14 protein-coding genes are annotated in these 14,622 nt (G+C 71.0%); 5 read left to right on the top strand and 9 right to left on the bottom strand.

Annotation, left to right across the window (positions count from 1 at the left end):
• Positions 1 to 67 precede the first annotated feature (67 nt).
• A complete protein-coding gene (locus tag ACFWVP_RS00985) occupies positions 68 to 820 on the top strand; it encodes a hypothetical protein (RefSeq protein WP_384492812.1) in 753 nt (250 codons plus the stop codon).
• 128 nt (positions 821 to 948) lie between these two features.
• Here the strand turns inward: ACFWVP_RS00985 and ACFWVP_RS00980 are convergent, their stop codons facing one another.
• Complete coding sequence (locus tag ACFWVP_RS00980) at positions 949 to 1,398, bottom strand: MarR family winged helix-turn-helix transcriptional regulator (RefSeq protein WP_384492811.1); 450 nt, start codon at positions 1,396 to 1,398, stop codon at positions 949 to 951.
• A gap of 110 nt (positions 1,399 to 1,508) precedes the next feature.
• On the opposite strand from ACFWVP_RS00980, the gene ACFWVP_RS00975 reads away from it, so the two are divergent.
• A complete protein-coding gene (locus ACFWVP_RS00975) occupies positions 1,509 to 2,531 on the top strand; it encodes an NADP-dependent oxidoreductase (RefSeq protein ID WP_384492810.1) in 1,023 nt (340 codons plus the stop codon).
• Positions 2,532 to 2,586: 55 nt separating this feature from the next.
• On the opposite strand, the gene ACFWVP_RS00970 is transcribed toward ACFWVP_RS00975, so the two are convergent.
• Entirely contained in the window at positions 2,587 to 3,057 is a 471-nt protein-coding gene (locus tag ACFWVP_RS00970) for an MSMEG_6728 family protein (protein WP_384492809.1), read from the bottom strand.
• 126 nt (positions 3,058 to 3,183) lie between these two features.
• Between ACFWVP_RS00970 and ACFWVP_RS00965 the strand changes: the two genes are divergently transcribed.
• Positions 3,184 to 3,612, top strand: coding sequence for an organic hydroperoxide resistance protein (locus ACFWVP_RS00965; protein ID WP_384492808.1), 429 nt, complete (start codon positions 3,184 to 3,186; stop codon positions 3,610 to 3,612).
• A 182-nt stretch (positions 3,613 to 3,794) separates the two neighbouring features.
• Positions 3,795 to 5,312 carry an alpha-N-arabinofuranosidase gene (locus ACFWVP_RS00960; protein WP_384492807.1) on the top strand — a complete coding sequence of 506 codons (1,518 nt, stop codon included), beginning with the start codon at positions 3,795 to 3,797 and terminating at the stop codon, positions 5,310 to 5,312.
• A gap of 49 nt (positions 5,313 to 5,361) precedes the next feature.
• Here the strand turns inward: ACFWVP_RS00960 and ACFWVP_RS00955 are convergent, their stop codons facing one another.
• The 7 genes from ACFWVP_RS00955 to ACFWVP_RS00925 all read right to left on the bottom strand — a co-directional run bounded on the left by ACFWVP_RS00955 (position 5,362) and on the right by ACFWVP_RS00925 (position 13,720).
• Positions 5,362 to 6,516 (bottom strand): aldose epimerase family protein, encoded by a 1,155-nt coding sequence (locus tag ACFWVP_RS00955; RefSeq protein ID WP_384492806.1) that lies wholly within the window; start codon positions 6,514 to 6,516, stop codon positions 5,362 to 5,364.
• A 27-nt stretch (positions 6,517 to 6,543) separates the two neighbouring features.
• Positions 6,544 to 7,776 carry a multiple monosaccharide ABC transporter permease gene (mmsB, locus tag ACFWVP_RS00950; RefSeq protein ID WP_384492805.1) on the bottom strand — a complete coding sequence of 411 codons (1,233 nt, stop codon included), beginning with the start codon at positions 7,774 to 7,776 and terminating at the stop codon, positions 6,544 to 6,546.
• A gap of 6 nt (positions 7,777 to 7,782) precedes the next feature.
• Complete coding sequence (mmsA, locus tag ACFWVP_RS00945; protein ID WP_384493008.1) at positions 7,783 to 9,303, bottom strand: multiple monosaccharide ABC transporter ATP-binding protein; 1,521 nt, start codon at positions 9,301 to 9,303, stop codon at positions 7,783 to 7,785.
• 53 nt (positions 9,304 to 9,356) lie between these two features.
• Positions 9,357 to 10,463, bottom strand: coding sequence for a multiple monosaccharide ABC transporter substrate-binding protein (gene chvE, locus ACFWVP_RS00940; RefSeq protein ID WP_384492804.1), 1,107 nt, complete (start codon positions 10,461 to 10,463; stop codon positions 9,357 to 9,359).
• Between the two features lies 1 nt (position 10,464).
• On the bottom strand, positions 10,465 to 11,454 hold the full coding sequence (locus ACFWVP_RS00935; protein WP_384492803.1) for a hypothetical protein: 990 nt from the start codon (positions 11,452 to 11,454) through the stop codon (positions 10,465 to 10,467).
• A gap of 95 nt (positions 11,455 to 11,549) precedes the next feature.
• Positions 11,550 to 12,569: a zinc-binding dehydrogenase gene (locus ACFWVP_RS00930; RefSeq protein WP_384492802.1), complete on the bottom strand. Its 1,020-nt coding sequence runs from the start codon at positions 12,567 to 12,569 to the stop codon at positions 11,550 to 11,552.
• A complete protein-coding gene (locus ACFWVP_RS00925) occupies positions 12,566 to 13,720 on the bottom strand; it encodes a mandelate racemase/muconate lactonizing enzyme family protein (protein ID WP_384492801.1) in 1,155 nt (384 codons plus the stop codon). The genes ACFWVP_RS00930 and ACFWVP_RS00925 overlap by 4 nt, the downstream gene beginning before the upstream one ends.
• A 111-nt stretch (positions 13,721 to 13,831) precedes the next feature.
• Between ACFWVP_RS00925 and ACFWVP_RS00920 the strand changes: the two genes are divergently transcribed.
• Positions 13,832 to 14,614, top strand: coding sequence for an EI24 domain-containing protein (locus tag ACFWVP_RS00920; RefSeq protein WP_384492800.1), 783 nt, complete (start codon positions 13,832 to 13,834; stop codon positions 14,612 to 14,614).
• Positions 14,615 to 14,622 lie beyond the last annotated feature (8 nt).

The raw sequence follows: 14,622 nt of genomic DNA, 5'->3' as shown, positions 1-14,622 counted from the left end.
TTCCACACAGGATCCTCACCTGTGCGGCTTCCTCCGTCCTTCTCCGCCCGTCTAGTCTGCGGGCGCCATGGATTACTGCCACCCGTGCCGAAGGCACCTCAACGGCGCCCTGGCCTGTGCCGGTTGTGGGACCCCCGCCGACGCGCTGGTCCCCTACGCCGGCCCGGCGTACTCCGGTCACGAGCCGGAGGCGTCGCGCGAAACCCTTGAGCCCGCCGGGGCCGGAGGGCACCGCCGTCGTGCCCGGGCCGCCGCCCAGGGGCGTGGCCGCCCGGCGCACCGGCGCCGCGGGCGCGGGGTGCTGCTGGCGGCGCTCGGGGTGCTGCTGGCCGTCGGGGCGCTGAGCCTGGCCGAGCTGGCCATCGAGCCGGGGGGCGACGACGGCGCCGCGGACTACGTGAGCGAGTCCACGGCCTCCGCCCCCGAAGCCGCCCCGGACCCCTCGGTGAGCACCGTGCCCGACGACGCCCCGGGATCGGTGGACGCGCCCACCGCGGCCCCCGTGTCCGATCCGGGCCCCGGCTCCGGGACCGCGGAGCCGGGCGGGGACCCGTCCGGCTCCCCGGAGCCGGGTGCGCCCGCGCCCTCCACGTCGGCCTCTCCCGCCGCTCCCGACGAGGACCCGCCCGCCGGGTCCACGCCCACGGATCCGGACGGCACCGAGCCGCCCGTCGAGTCGTCGGACCCGGAGCCGACCGACGGCCCGACGCGGCCGGAGCCTCCGGAGCCTCCGGAGCCTCCGGAGCCTCCGGAGGAGGACCCCGAACCCACCCCGTCGCCGACCGAGACCTGCACCCGCTGGCTCTGGTTCTGCACCTGAGGAGGCACCGGGGAGCGCGGCCGGGGGCGCGCCTGGGAGGGCGTGCGGGAGTACGCGGTGCCGGTCATGGTGCGCCCTCGGGGCCCGCGGTGCCGCAGGGAGGTCCTCGTAGCGGGTGGACGGCGAGGCTAGGGCCTGTCCTCCGCCTCCGCCTCCGTGCCGAGCATCCGGCGCAGCAGGTCGCGCAGTACCGTCCGCTCCGCCTCGGACAGCTCGGCGAGCGGCTCCCGGGCGAAGTCCAGCGCGTCCCGCAGCTGCCGGGCCGTCCGGACCCCCTCCTCGGTCGGGGCGGCCAGCTTCACCCGACGGTCGGCCGGGTCGGGGCGGCGCTCCACCAGCCCGCGTAGCTCCAGACGGTCGACTATGCCCGTGATGTTCGACGGCTCGCACTTGAGCTTCCGGGCGACCTTGCGCATCGGCATGGGTTCGAGGGAGAGCAGTCCGAGCACCCGTGCCTGGGCGCCGGTCAGAGCGTGCGCGGCCGCCGCCCGGTCGTACTCCTCGTGGTAGCGCGCCACGACGCCGCCGATGAGCTCGATGACGTCGAGGGTCAGGGGGTCCGAGCGCGAGGTGGCCATGACACTCAGCTTACCCAATTACTTGACAAGGTGAAATATTCGGGAGCATGGTTGTTTCACATCATGAAGCATTTTCCGCTTCCCCCGTGAGCCGAGGAGAACCCGAGCCCATGTCTGCAGCACTTCCCACGTCCAGCCGTGAATGGCACCTCGTCGCCCGTCCGCACGGCTGGCCCGAGGCCACCGACTTCGCGCTGCGTGAGGCGCCGGTGACCGCTCCCGGCGAGGGCCGCGTCCTCGTGCGCAACCTGCACTTCTCGGTCGACCCCTACATGCGGGGCCGGATGAACGACGTGAAGTCGTACACCCCGCCCTTCAAGCTCGACCACCCCATGGAGGGTGGCGCGGTCGGCGAGATCATCGCGTCGAACGCCGAGGGCTTCGCCGTCGGCGACCACGTCCTGCACGGGCTCGGCTGGCGTGAGTACGCCGACGTCCCCGCCAAGCACGCGGTGAAGGTCGACGCCTCGCTCGCCCCGCTCTCCGCCTACCTCGGCGTGCTCGGCATGACCGGCCTCACCGCCTACGCGGGCCTGTTCGAAGTGGCCTCCTTCAAGGAGGGCGACGCCGTCTTCGTGTCCGGCGCGGCCGGTGCGGTCGGCAGCCAGGTCGGCCAGATGGCGAAGCTCAAGGGCGCCTCCCGGGTCATCGGCTCGGCCGGCTCCGACGAGAAGGTCAAGCTCCTCGTCGAGGAGTACGGCTTCGACGTGGCCTTCAACTACAAGAACGGCCCCGTCAGGGAGCAGCTCGCGAAGGCGGCGCCCGACGGCATCGACGTCTACTTCGACAACGTCGGCGGTGAGCACCTGGAGGCCGCGATCTCCTCGCTCAACGTCCACGGCCGCGCCACCATCTGCGGCATGATCGCGCAGTACAACGCCACGGAGCCCACCCCGGGCCCGCGCAACCTCGCCCTCGTCATCGGCAAGCGGCTGCGCCTGCAGGGCATCCTCGTGGGCGACCACGCGGCGCTCCAGCCGCAGTTCGTCCAGGAGGTGGCCGGTTGGCTGGCCTCCGGTGAGCTCAAGTACGACGAGACGAAGGTCGAGGGCATCGAGAACGGCTTCGACGCCTTCGTCGGCCTGCTGCGCGGCGAGAACACCGGCAAGATGATCGTCTCGCTCGACGCCTGACCGGTCGTCCCGGCCGGTGTCGGGGCCGGCCGTGAGCCGTCCGTGCGGCCGCTCCTCACCGCCCCGCGCGGTCCGAGGGGGGCCACACGTACGGCAGGTCGGGCGGCACGTCCGGGAACAGCGGGCGGTAGTACGCCGGGTCCTTGCGCACGAGCGCGGAGCGGTGGCTCTCGTGCAGCGGCTCGTCGCCCAGCCACGGGGGCAGTTCGCCCGCAGCCATGAGTTCCGCGGCCGACCGGACGGTGGTGCGCCGGAGCGATGCGGCGAGGTCCCGGCGCAGGGTCGCCGCGCAGGTGTCCGCCCTTCCCCCGGCGGTCCACGCCTCGCACATGTCGAGTCCGTAGCGCACGAGCGCCTCCTCGTAGCCGGTCCACATGCGGACCGCGGGGTGATGGCGCCAGCCGTAGCCGGGGACGGTGAGCCCGCGCAGTACCTGGATCGTCTCGACCCGTTGCTTGCCCAGCCGTCGTGGGTCCAGGGCGAGGGCGCTTCGGCTGAAATCGGCGTACGGCAGGAATGTCTGCATGGTCCATGCCTATCCCGGCCGCGCCGGACGTGAGCGCCGCCCGCGTACCGTCACCCGCTGGGCTCCGCCCAGGACGTCGCGGTCGTGGGCGCGAGTCGCGGCGTGTCAGCAGGAGGAGGACACCGTATGACCATCCAGCGCATGGACGTGGCCTACACCGCCGTCGCCACCGCCGAGAACGGCCGTGACGGCCGTGTCTCCTCCGACGACGGTCGGCTCGACGTCGTCGTCAACCCGCCGAAGGCGATGGGCGGCAGCGGCGCGGGCACCAACCCGGAGCAGCTCTTCGCGGCCGGCTACAGCGCCTGCTTCCAAGGGGCGCTGGGCGTGGTCGCCCGCCAGGAGAAGGCCGGCATCTCCGGTCCGACGGTGACCGCCTCGGTCTCCATCGGCAGGACCCGGGCGGGCGGCTTCGGCCTCGAGGCCGCGATCAGCGTCTCCATCCCGGACGTCGACAGGGCCACCGCCCAGGCGCTCGTCGAGAAGGCGCACCAGGTGTGCCCGTACTCGAACGCCACCCGGGGCAACATCCAGGTGGAGCTGTCGGTCGCCTGACCTCGGCCCGACCGCGTACGACCGAGGGCCGCATCCCGTCGCGGGGGTGCGGCCCTCAGGCGTGTGCGGCGGCCCGGCGGGGAAAAGCGCGAGCCGGGGCATTGACGGCCGCCGAGGTCGAACTCTACGGTCCCGTTCGAGGTTACGAGCAGCTTTCGAAATATCGAACGAGTGAGGAAGTCATGACCCGCACCGCGCGCTTCACCCTCGACCCCGCCTTCACCGTCGGCGAGGTGAACCCCCGGCTCTTCGGATCCTTCGTCGAACACCTCGGCCGCTGCGTCTACGACGGCATCTTCGAACCCGGACACCCGTCCGCCGACGAGGCGGGACTGCGCACCGACGTCCTGGACCTCGTCCGCGAACTCGGCGTCACCGCGATCCGCTACCCCGGCGGCAACTTCGTCTCCGGCTTCCGCTGGGAGGACGGCGTCGGCCCCGCCGACGAGCGCCCCCGCCGGCTCGACCTCGCCTGGCGCTCCACCGAGACGAACCGCTTCGGCCTCTCCGAGTACATCGGCTTCCTGCGGAAGATCGGCCCGCAGGCCGAACCGATGCTGGCCGTCAACCTCGGCACCCGAGGCGTCCAGGAGGCCATCCAGCTCCAGGAGTACGCCAACCACCCGTCCGGCACCGAGCTGTCCGACCGGCGCATCGCCCACGGCGACAAGGACCCCTTCGGGATCAGGCTGTGGTGCCTGGGCAACGAGATGGACGGCCCCTGGCAGACCGGCCACAAGACCGCCGAGGAGTACGGGCGCCTCGCCGCCGAGACGGCCCGCGCGATGCGCCAGATCGACCCGTCCGTCGAACTCGTCGCCTGCGGCTCCTCCAGCCGCGCCATGCCGACCTTCGCCGCGTGGGAGGCGACGGTCCTCGCCGAGACCTACGACCTCGTCGACCACGTCTCCCTGCACGCCTACTACGAGGAGACCGACGGCGACCGCGACTCCTTCCTGGCCTCGGCCGTGGACATGGAGTCCTTCATCGAGAGCGTCGTCGCCACCTGCGACCACATAGGTGCCCGGCTCAAGTCCACGAAGAAGATCAACCTCTCCTTCGACGAGTGGAACGTCTGGTACATGGCCCGCTTCCAGCAGGACGCGGCGGAGAACCCGCTGGACTGGCCGCAGGCCCCGCGGCTGCTGGAGGACAACTACAGCGTCACGGACGCCGTCGTCTTCGGCAGCCTCCTCATCGCGCTGCTGCGCCACGCCGACCGGGTCACCGTGGCCTGCCTCGCCCAGCTGGTCAACGTGATCGCGCCGATCATGACCGAGCCGGGCGGTCCCGCCTGGCGCCAGACGACCTTCTTCCCCTTCGCGCAGGCCGCGCGCCACGGGCGGGGCCAGGTCCTGGACGTACGGGTGGACTCGCCCACGTACGGGACGGCGAAGTACGGCGAGGCGGATCTGCTGCACGCCACCGCCGTGCGCGACCCGGAGACCGGGGCCGTCACCGTCTTCGCGGTCAACCGCGGGCAGGACACCGCGCTGCCGCTCGAGGTCGCCCTCCACGGGCTGGACCTGAGCGCGGTCGCCGAGCACCAGGTGATCGCCGACGCCGACCCCGAGGCGCGCAACACCCTCGCCGACCCCGAGCGGGTCGCGCCGCACACGGCGGAGGGGACCGTGCTGGCCGACGGGACGCTGACGGCCGTCCTGGAGCCGATGTCCTGGAACATGATCCGGCTGGTCTGACACGCCGGACGGCTCCCCCTCCACGCGCGGAGGGGGAGCCGTCCGGTGTTCAGCGCGCCGAGAAGGCGTGCACCGTCGTCGACCGGTACGTGTCGCCGGGGCGCAGCACCGTCGAGGGGAACGACGGCTGGTTGGGGGAGTCCGGGAAGTGCTGGGACTCCAGGCAGAACGCGTCGCCCTGCCGGTACACCCGGCCGGAGGTCCCGGTCAGCGTGCCGTCCAGGAAGTTCCCCGTGTAGACCTGCATCCCGGGCTCGGTCGTGTACATCTTCATCACCCGGCCCGACCCGGGGTCCGTGACCGTCAGCGCGTACCCGGGGCGGGCCGTGATCCCCTTGTCCAGGACGTAGTTGTGGTCGACGCCCTGTCCGTGGCCGATCTGCTCGTGCGGGGTGCGGACGGCCTCACCGATCGCCCTCGCCCGCCGGAAGTCGAACGGTGTGCGCGCCACCTTCGCGAGCTCGCCGGTCGGGATGAGCGTCGCGCCGACGGGGGTGTAGCGCGAGGCGGCCAGCTCCAGCAGGTGTCCGTCGACGCTGCCGCTGCCCTCGCCCGCCAGGTTGAAGTAGGTGTGGCTGGTCAGGTTGAGGACGGTGGCCCGGTCGGTGGTGGCCGTGTAGTCGATCCGCCACTCGCCGCGCCCCGTCAGCGTGTAGACGACACGGACGGCGAGCGCCCCCGGGTAGCCCGCCTCGCCGTCCGGGGAGGTCCGGGTCAGCACCAGGCCGACCTCACCGCGCGCGGTGAACGGCTCGACGTCCCAGACCCGCTTGTCGAAGCCCCGGTCGCCGCCGTGCAGGCTGTTGGGGCCGTCGTTGACCGGCAGCCGGTACGTGGTCCCGTCGAGGGTGAAGCGGCCCTCCGCGATGCGGTTCCCGTACCGCCCGATCAGCGCGCCGAAGTACGGGGACCTCGCCACGTAGTCCGGGAGGCCGGCGAAGCCCAGCGAGACGTTCGCCGTCCGGCCGCGCCGGTCGGGGGTCTCCAGCGACTGGACGATCCCGCCGTACGAGAGGACCTTGAGCCGGGTCCCGCCGTTGGCGAGCGTCCAGCGGTGCACCTCCGTCCCGTCGGCGAGTGTGCCGAACAGCTCCTTCGACGGGGTGCGTCCGCCCGTCGCGGCGTGCACGGGGCTGCCTGCCGCGACGGCCAGCCCGGCGGCCGCCGTGGCCGCCAGGACGGTGCGTCTGCTGGTACGGATCATGGAACGACTCCTTCTGGAAGAGGGGTGTTACGAACCGACCTTGCGCTTGTTCCAGACGTCGAAGCCGACAGCGGCCAGCAGGACGAAGCCCTTGATCACCTGCTGGTAGTCGGTGCCGATGCCCACCAGGGACATGCCGTTGTTCAGTACGCCGAGGACCAGGCCGCCGATGACCGCGCCGAAGACCGTGCCGACGCCGCCGCTCATGGAGGCCCCGCCGATGAACGCCGCGGCGATGGCCTCCAGTTCGAAGTTGGTACCGGCCTGGGGGACGCCCGCGTTCAGCCGGGCCGCGTAGACGATCCCGGCCAGGGCGGCCAGGACGCCCATGTTCACGAAGACCAGGAAGGTGACCCGCTTGTCCTTGACGCCCGACAGCTTCGCCGCCGCCTGGTTGCCGCCCAGCGCGTACACATGGCGGCCGATGACCGCGTTGCGCATGAGGTAGCCGAAGCCGATGAGCAGCACGGCCAGGAGCAGCAGGACGACCGGGACACCGCGGTAGCTGGCCAGTGTCATGGTGAAGGCCAGCACGGCCGCGGCGATGGCCACGCACTTGGCCAGGAAGATGCTGCGGGGCAGGACGTCGAGGGCGTACTCCTTCTGCCGGTTGCGGTCGCGGACCTCCTGGAGCAGGGCCACGGCCAGCACGACGAACCCGAGCAGCAGGGTGAGGTTGTGGTAGTTGGTGTCCGGGCCGAGCTCCGGCAGGTAGCCGGTGGATATCTTCTGGAAGCCGTCGGGGAAGGGCCCGATGGAGCGGCTGCCGAGCAGGATCTGGGTGCCGCCCCGGAAGAGCAGCATCCCGGCCAGGGTCACGATGAACGACGGGATCCCGACGTACGCGATCCAGAAGCCCTGCCAGGCGCCCGCGACCGCCCCCAGGAGCAGGGCCAGCACGAGCGCGAGCACCCAGGGCACGTCGTGCTCGACCATCATCACGGCGCAGGCCGCCGAGACGAACGCGGCCAGCGAGCCGACCGACAGGTCGATGTGGCCGGCGATGATGACGATCATCATGCCGATGGCCAGGACCAGGATGTAGCTGTTCTGGAGGACCAGGTTGGTGACGTTGTTCGGCCTGAGCAGGACGCCGTCGGTCCAGATCCCGAACAGCGCGACGATCAGACCGAGGGCGATGAGCATGCCGTACTGGCGCATGTTGCGCCGGACGGCGTCCAGGAGCAGCGTGCGTGTGGACGACACGGACGACCCGCGCGGGGTGGGGCCCTTCGGAGTTTCGGTGGTGGCCGTGGACATGTTCCATTACCTCTTGTCGCTGGTCATGTGGCGCATCAGAACCTCCTGGGTGGCCTCCGCGCGCGGGACCTCCCCGGTGAGCCGGCCGGCGGACATCGTGTAGATGCGGTCGCACATGCCGAGCAGCTCCGGCAGTTCGGAGGAGATGAGGACGACCGCCCGCCCCTCGGCGGCGAGCTTGTCGATGACGGTGTAGATCTCGAACTTCGCGCCGACGTCGATGCCCCGGGTCGGCTCGTCCAGGATCAGCACGTCCGGATCCGCGAAGATCCACTTGCTGAGGACGACCTTCTGCTGGTTGCCGCCGGAGAGCCGGCCCACCTGCTCGAAGACGGTCGGGGCCTTGATGTTCATCGAGGTCCGGTACGACTCGGCGACCCGGGTCTCCTCGTGCTCGTCGACGATGCCGCGCCGCCCCACCTTGCCCAGGGCGCTGAGGCTGATGTTGCGGCCGATGGTGTCGATGAGGTTGAGGCCGTACTGCTTGCGGTCCTCGGTGACGTACGCGATGCCGTGCCCGATGGCCTCGGGGACCGTGCGGGTGCGGACCTCCCGGCCGTCCCTGAGGACGGTGCCGCTGATGCCCCGGCCGTAGGAGCGGCCGAAGACGCTCATCGCGAGCTCGGTGCGGCCCGCGCCCATCAGGCCGGCCAGCCCGACGATCTCGCCCCGCCGGACGTCGACGGAGACCCCGTCGACGACCTTGCGGTGCTGGTCGATGGGATGGTGCACGGTCCAGTCGCGTATCTCCAGGGCCGGGTGGGCGCCCGGCTCGCCCTCGTACGGGGAGCGGGGCGGGAAGCGGTGGTCGAGATCGCGTCCGACCATGCCCCGGATGATCCGGTCCTCGGTGGTCGACCCGTCCGCCACGTCCAGGGTCTCCACCGTGCGCCCGTCCCGGATGACGGTGACGGAGTCGGCGACCGCCGCGATCTCACCCAGCTTGTGCGAGATGATGATCGAGGTGATGCCCTGCGCCTTCAGCTCCCTGATGAGCTGGATGAGCCGTTCGCTGTCCGCGTCGTTGAGCGCCGCGGTCGGCTCGTCCAGGATCAGCAGCCGCACCTCCTTGGCCAGCGCCTTGGCGATCTCCACGAGCTGCTGCTTGCCGACCCCGAGGTCGGCGACCCGTGTCTGCGGGTGCTCGTCGAGGCCGACGCGCTTCAGCAGCGCCGCGGCGTGCTTCAGCGTCTCGTTCCAGTCGATCACACCCCGTCTGGCGTGCTCGTTGCCGAGGAAGAGGTTCTCGGCGATCGAGAGATAGGGCACCAGGGCGAGCTCCTGGTGGATGATCACGATGCCGCGCGCCTCGCTGGCCCGGATGTCCTTGAAGGCGCAGGGCTCGCCGCGGAAGAGGATGTCCCCCTCGTAACTGCCGTGCGGGTGCACGCCGCTGAGGACCTTCATCAGGGTCGACTTGCCGGCCCCGTTCTCCCCGCAGACGGCGTGCACCTCGCCCTCGGCGACCGTCAGCGAGACGTCGGAGAGCGCTTTGACCCCGGGGAAGGTCTTGACGATGGACCGCATCTCCAGAACGGGTCCGCCACCGTCCACGGGGCCGGTGTCCTTGAGTGCCCCGGTCACTTGAGGTCGCTCTCCTTGATGTAGCCCGAGTCCACCAGCTCGGCCTGGTAGTTGGTCCGGTCGACGCTCACCGGGTCCAGCAGGAAGGCCGGGACGACCTTCTTCTCGTTGTCGTAGGTGGTGGTGTCGTTGGTCTCGGGCTTCCTGTCGTTCAGGACGGCGTCCGCCATCTGCACGGCCTGCCTGGCGAGCGCACGGGTGTCCTTGTAGACGGTCTGCGTCTGCTGGCCCGCGATGATGGACTTCACCGAGGCGACCTCGGCGTCCTGCCCGGTGACGATCGGGTACGGCTTCGCCTTCGTGCCGTAGCCGTCGGACTTGAGCGCCGAGATGATGCCGATCGAGATGCCGTCGTACGGGGAGAGCACCGCGTCCACACCGGCCGAGGAGTACGCGCTGGTGAGCAGGTCGTCCATGCGCTTCTGGGCGGTGCCGCCGTCCCAGCGCAGCGTGGTGACCTGGTCCAGCGCGGTCTGCTTGGAGCGGACCACGATCTGGCCCTTGTCGATGTACGGCTTGAGGGTCTTCCACGCGCCCTGGAAGAAGTACCGGGTGTTGTTGTCGTCCGGCGACCCGGCGAACAGCTCGACGTTGAACGGACCCTTCTCGCTGCCGCCCTCCAGTCCGAGCTTCTCCACGATGTAGCCGGCCTGCAGCTCGCCGACCTTCTCGTTGTCGAAGGAGGCGTAGTACGCGACGTCCTCGGTGCCCAGGATCAGCCGGTCGTAGGAGATCACCTTGACGCCCTGCTCGCCCGCCTGACGCAGGACGTCACCCAGGGCCCGGCCGTCGATGGCCGCGACCACCAGGACGTCGACACCCTTGGTGATCATGTTCTCGATCTGTGAGACCTGCTGGTCGACGTCGTCCTCGCCGTACTGCAGGTCGGTCTTGTACCCGAGCTTCTTGAACTCGGCGGCCATGTTCCTTCCGTCGGCTATCCACCGCTCGGAGGACTTGGTCGGCATCGCGATGCCGACCGTGGAGTCCTTGCCGCCCTTCTTGTCCACCTTGCTGCCGCCCTCGCCGCTCTGCCCGCAGGCTGCGAGTACCAGGGAGAGTGCGACGGCGGTCGTTGCTGCTGCGGCTCGTGTGGTGCGCATGTCAGTCCTTTGGGGTCAGAGGGAACCGGTTGAGCCGGCCGGGGAGGCGGGAGCCGAGCGGCGACATGTCACCGTCGGCGCCGTGCCGGGCCAGCAGATCGAGGGCGAGGCGGCCCCGTCGGACGCGCTCGCGGGCCGAGTTCAGCGCGACGTCGCGCAGCTGATGGCCGTAGGGGTAGATGCCGGGGGCTCTGGAGAGGCCGAACTTCAGATAGATCGGTGCGCCGCGCCGCACCAGCTCGGCCGCCTCGTACATCCGCACATAGCCGCCGAGGTCGTCCGGCGCCTCGATGTAGAGGTCCATCGGGGCCCGGGAGACCCGGCGGATCTCGGTGAACTGGGCGAGCGTCAGGTCGGACGGGATGTTGATGGAGTCGGCGCCGAGCTGCTCGAACACCGCGTAGGAGGCCGGGTTCACCGGCCCGATCAGCGCGGACACCTTGAAGGTGGTGTCCGCGGGCAGGACGCCCCGTTCACGCAGCCGGTGCAGGGTCCACAGCACCCCCTCGTCCGCCACGAGCAGGCACTTCACCCCCAGCCCGGTGGCGCGCAGCGCGTCCTCGACGCAGCCGGCCAGGGCGTCGTGGCCCCGGGAGCGCAGCCCGGCACCGCCCGAGTCCGTCCGGACCGAGGCGCCGGTGTCCCAGGTGCCGCGCGGTCCCGTGAACAGGCACAGCTCGATGTCGCGTTCGGCGCAGCCCTCCACCATCTCGGTGATCTCCGCGTCGCCCAGCATCCAGACACCGCTGCCCTGACTGACACGGTGCACGGGCACGTCGAGCCTGGCCGACTCCTTCAGGACGACACCGAGGGCCTCCGGACCCTCCACGGACGGCACCTCGGTGCGCCAGCTGCCCCCGTCCGGGAAGGAGTGCGGGGAGGCGTCGGCGGGGGAGAGGGGCGCCGGGCCGAGGCCGAGCGCGGTGAGCGCGGCGTCGCCGGGGCGACGGGGACCGACGGCACCGGGGGCGTGGACGGGGGTGTCTTTCACGGCTGGTCCTTCATGTTCGGTATTTCGGACGAAGTTCGGATCATGGGGTGCGGGCGGACACGCACGCCGCCGCGGGCGTTCTCAGGGCGGACCCTTCACGGGCGCAGCAGCACCTTCCCGGTCTCCGGCCCCCCGGCGCCGACCAGCGCCACCGCCTCCGCGAACCGCTCCAGCGGGAACTCGTGGGTGATCAGCGGCGCCGGATCGAGCAGCCCCGCCGAGAACGCCCGCACCGCGTACGACCACGCGGACGACGGAGCCCCGAAGACACTGCGCACGGTCAGCTGGCTCAGCGACAGATGCACCGGATCGATCCCCAGGGCACCGGGGGTGAACATCCCGGTGAGCACCACCCGCCCGCCGCGCCGCGCCAGCAGGCAGGCGTCGGCCGCGGTGGACGGTGCTCCGGCGGTCTCCACGACCAGGTCGTACCGGCCGCGCACCTCCTCGGCCTCCTTCGGACTGCGGGCCTCGCCCGCACCGAAGTCCAGGGCCAGAGAAGCCCGTTCCGCCCGGGGGTCGATCACCGTCAGCTCCGCGGGCGACACCGCCGCCAGCAGCTGGACCGCGAGCAGCCCCAGCGTCCCCGCTCCCAGCACCGCGATCCGCTCGCCGGGCTCCGGCGCCCCGGCCCGCACCGCCGCCGCGATCACCGCGGCGGGCTCCAGCAGGGCCGCGGCCCGCAGATCGGCGTCGTCGGGCAGCAGGTGCAGCAACCGGGCCGGCACCACCACATGGTCGGCGAAGGCTCCGGGCCGGGTGAAGCCCGTCTCGTCGTACCCCGCCGTGCACAGGGAGGTCTCCCCGTACCGGCACCGTTCGCAGCGCCCGCAGGCCCGGAAGCCCTCGGCTACCGTGCGCCGGCCGACCAGTTCGGGGCCGACCCCCTCGCCCACGGCGTCGACGGTCCCCGACCACTCATGGCCGGGCACCACCGGATAGCGCACATAGGCCGCATCGCGGTGGCCGTCGTACACCTCGCGGTCGCTCATGCAGATCCCGGCCGCGGCGACCCGCACCCGGACCTCACCGGGGCCCGGCTCGGGGGTCGGGCCCTCGGTCAGCCGGTGGCTGCCCGGCCGCTCGACGGTCAACGAGCGGGAGAAGAGGCTCACTTGGGCTGCCTCTTCTCCCAGCCGTCCGCCCACAGGTCGAACCGCGCCTGCTGCTGCGGGAACTCCGCCGCGGCGTCCACGTCCAGCTCCACGCCGAGACCGGGGGCGTCGGAGAGCTCGAAGCAGCCGGTGGCGGGATCGACCTGCGGTGCGCCCTTGACGACCTTCTTGATGTCGGCGTCCGCGAAGTCGTTGAAGTGTTCGAGGATCTTGAAGTTGGGGGTGCAGCCCGCGAGCTGGAGGCTGGCCGCCGTCAGGACGGAACCGCCCACGTTGTGCGGGGCGATCAGCGTGTAGTGGGTCTCCGCGGTCGCGGCGAGCTTGCGGGCCTCCAGGATGCCGCCGATGTGACCGACGTCCGGCTGGATGATGTCGGCGGCCTGCGACTCGAAGAGCTCACGGAACTCGATCCGGTCGTGGATGCGTTCACCCGTCGCGATCGGTAGGTCCACCTTCTCCGCGACCTTGCTCAGCGCCTTGAGGTTCTCCGGCGGCACCGGCTCCTCCAGCCACGCGGGCCTGAAGGGCGCCATCTCGCGGGCGATCCGCACCGCCGTCGACGGGCTGAACCGCCCGTGCATCTCCAGCATCAGCTCGGTGTCGGGCCCGATGGCGTCCCGTACGGCCTCGATGAGGGACACCGCGTAACGGGTCTCCTCCTGGCCCAGCTCGAAGTGCCCCGTACCGAAGGGGTCGATCTTCAGCGCCCGGTAGCCGCGCTCGACGACGCCCTGCGCCGCCTTGTGGTAGGCCTCCGGGGTGCGCTCGGTGGTGTACCAGCCGTTGGCGTACGCCTTGACCCGGTCGGTCACCTTCCCGCCGAGCAACTGCCAGACCGGCACGCCGAGTGCCTTGCCCTTGATGTCCCAGCAGGCCATCTCGACGACCGCGATGCCGGACATCACGATCTCCCCGGCCCGCCCGTAGTCGCCGTACTTCATGCGCCGGACGAGGTCCTCCACCGCGAACGGGTCGGAGCCCGTGACGTGGTTGGCGGCGGCCTCCCGCAGATAGCCGACCAGCGCGTCCGTCCGGCCGAGCATCCGGGTCTCGCCGACCCCGGTGAGACCCTCATCGGTATGAACCTGTACATAGGTGAGGTTGCGCCACGGCGTTCCGACGACATGCGTGCTGATTCCGGTGATGCGCACGGGTGTTGCCTCTCGACGTGTTCGGTATTTCGTCACTCGTTCGAAATTCTGGCGTGACGGTAATGACGGGCCAGGGGCAGTGTCAATGGTTCGCGCAAGTACGCTGACGCCATGAGCGATCTCGGGGCGGGTTTCGGTTACTTGGTCAAGGGACAGCGCTGGGCCTTCGGGCACGGCCGGTGGTTCGGCTTCGGCCTGCTGCCCGGACTGATCACCCTGGTCGTATACGCGGGCGCGCTCGTCGGACTCGGTTACGGAGCCGACGACTTCGTCGCCTGGGCCACCCCGTTCGCCGACGACTGGTCCTCGCCCTGGGTGGGCCTCCTGCGCAACACCCTGGTCGTCCTCGTCTTCGTCCTCGGGCTGTTCCTCTCGGTGATCACCTTCACCGCGGTCACCCTGCTGGTCGGCCAGCCGTTCTACGAGTCGCTCTCCGAGGAGGTCGACCGCGCCGAGGGCGGCGAGGTCCCCGAGTCGGGCCTGCCCCTCTGGCAGGAGCTGTGGATCTCCGCCCGCGACTCCCTCCGCATCCTGCTGCGCGTCGCGCTGTACGGGGTGCTGCTCTTCGCCCTCGGATTCGTCCCCGTCCTCGGGCAGACGGCCGTCCCCGCGATCGGCTTCTGCGTCTCCGGCTACTTCCTCGCCGAGGAGCTCACCGCTGTCGCCCTCCAGCGCCGGGGCATGGCCCTCAAGGACCGGCTCGTCCTGCTGCGCGGCCGCCGCATGATGGTCCTCGGCTTCGGCGTCCCGCTCGTCCTCTCCTTCCTCGTGCCCTTCGTCGCCGTGTTCCTGATGCCGGGAGCCGTCGCCGGCGCCACCCTGCTGGTCCGCGACCTCACGGGGCCCCCGGCCGCGGATCCGGCCGCCTCGCCGTACACCCTGAACAAGGGCTGACGAGGAGC

It is taken from the genome of Streptomyces sp. NPDC058637, assembly GCF_042717325.1.
Taxonomy (GTDB): Bacteria; Actinomycetota; Actinomycetes; order Streptomycetales; family Streptomycetaceae; genus Streptomyces.
The sequence above is the reverse complement of the archived record's forward strand: the minus strand, read 5'-3'. Positions and strand labels throughout refer to the sequence as shown.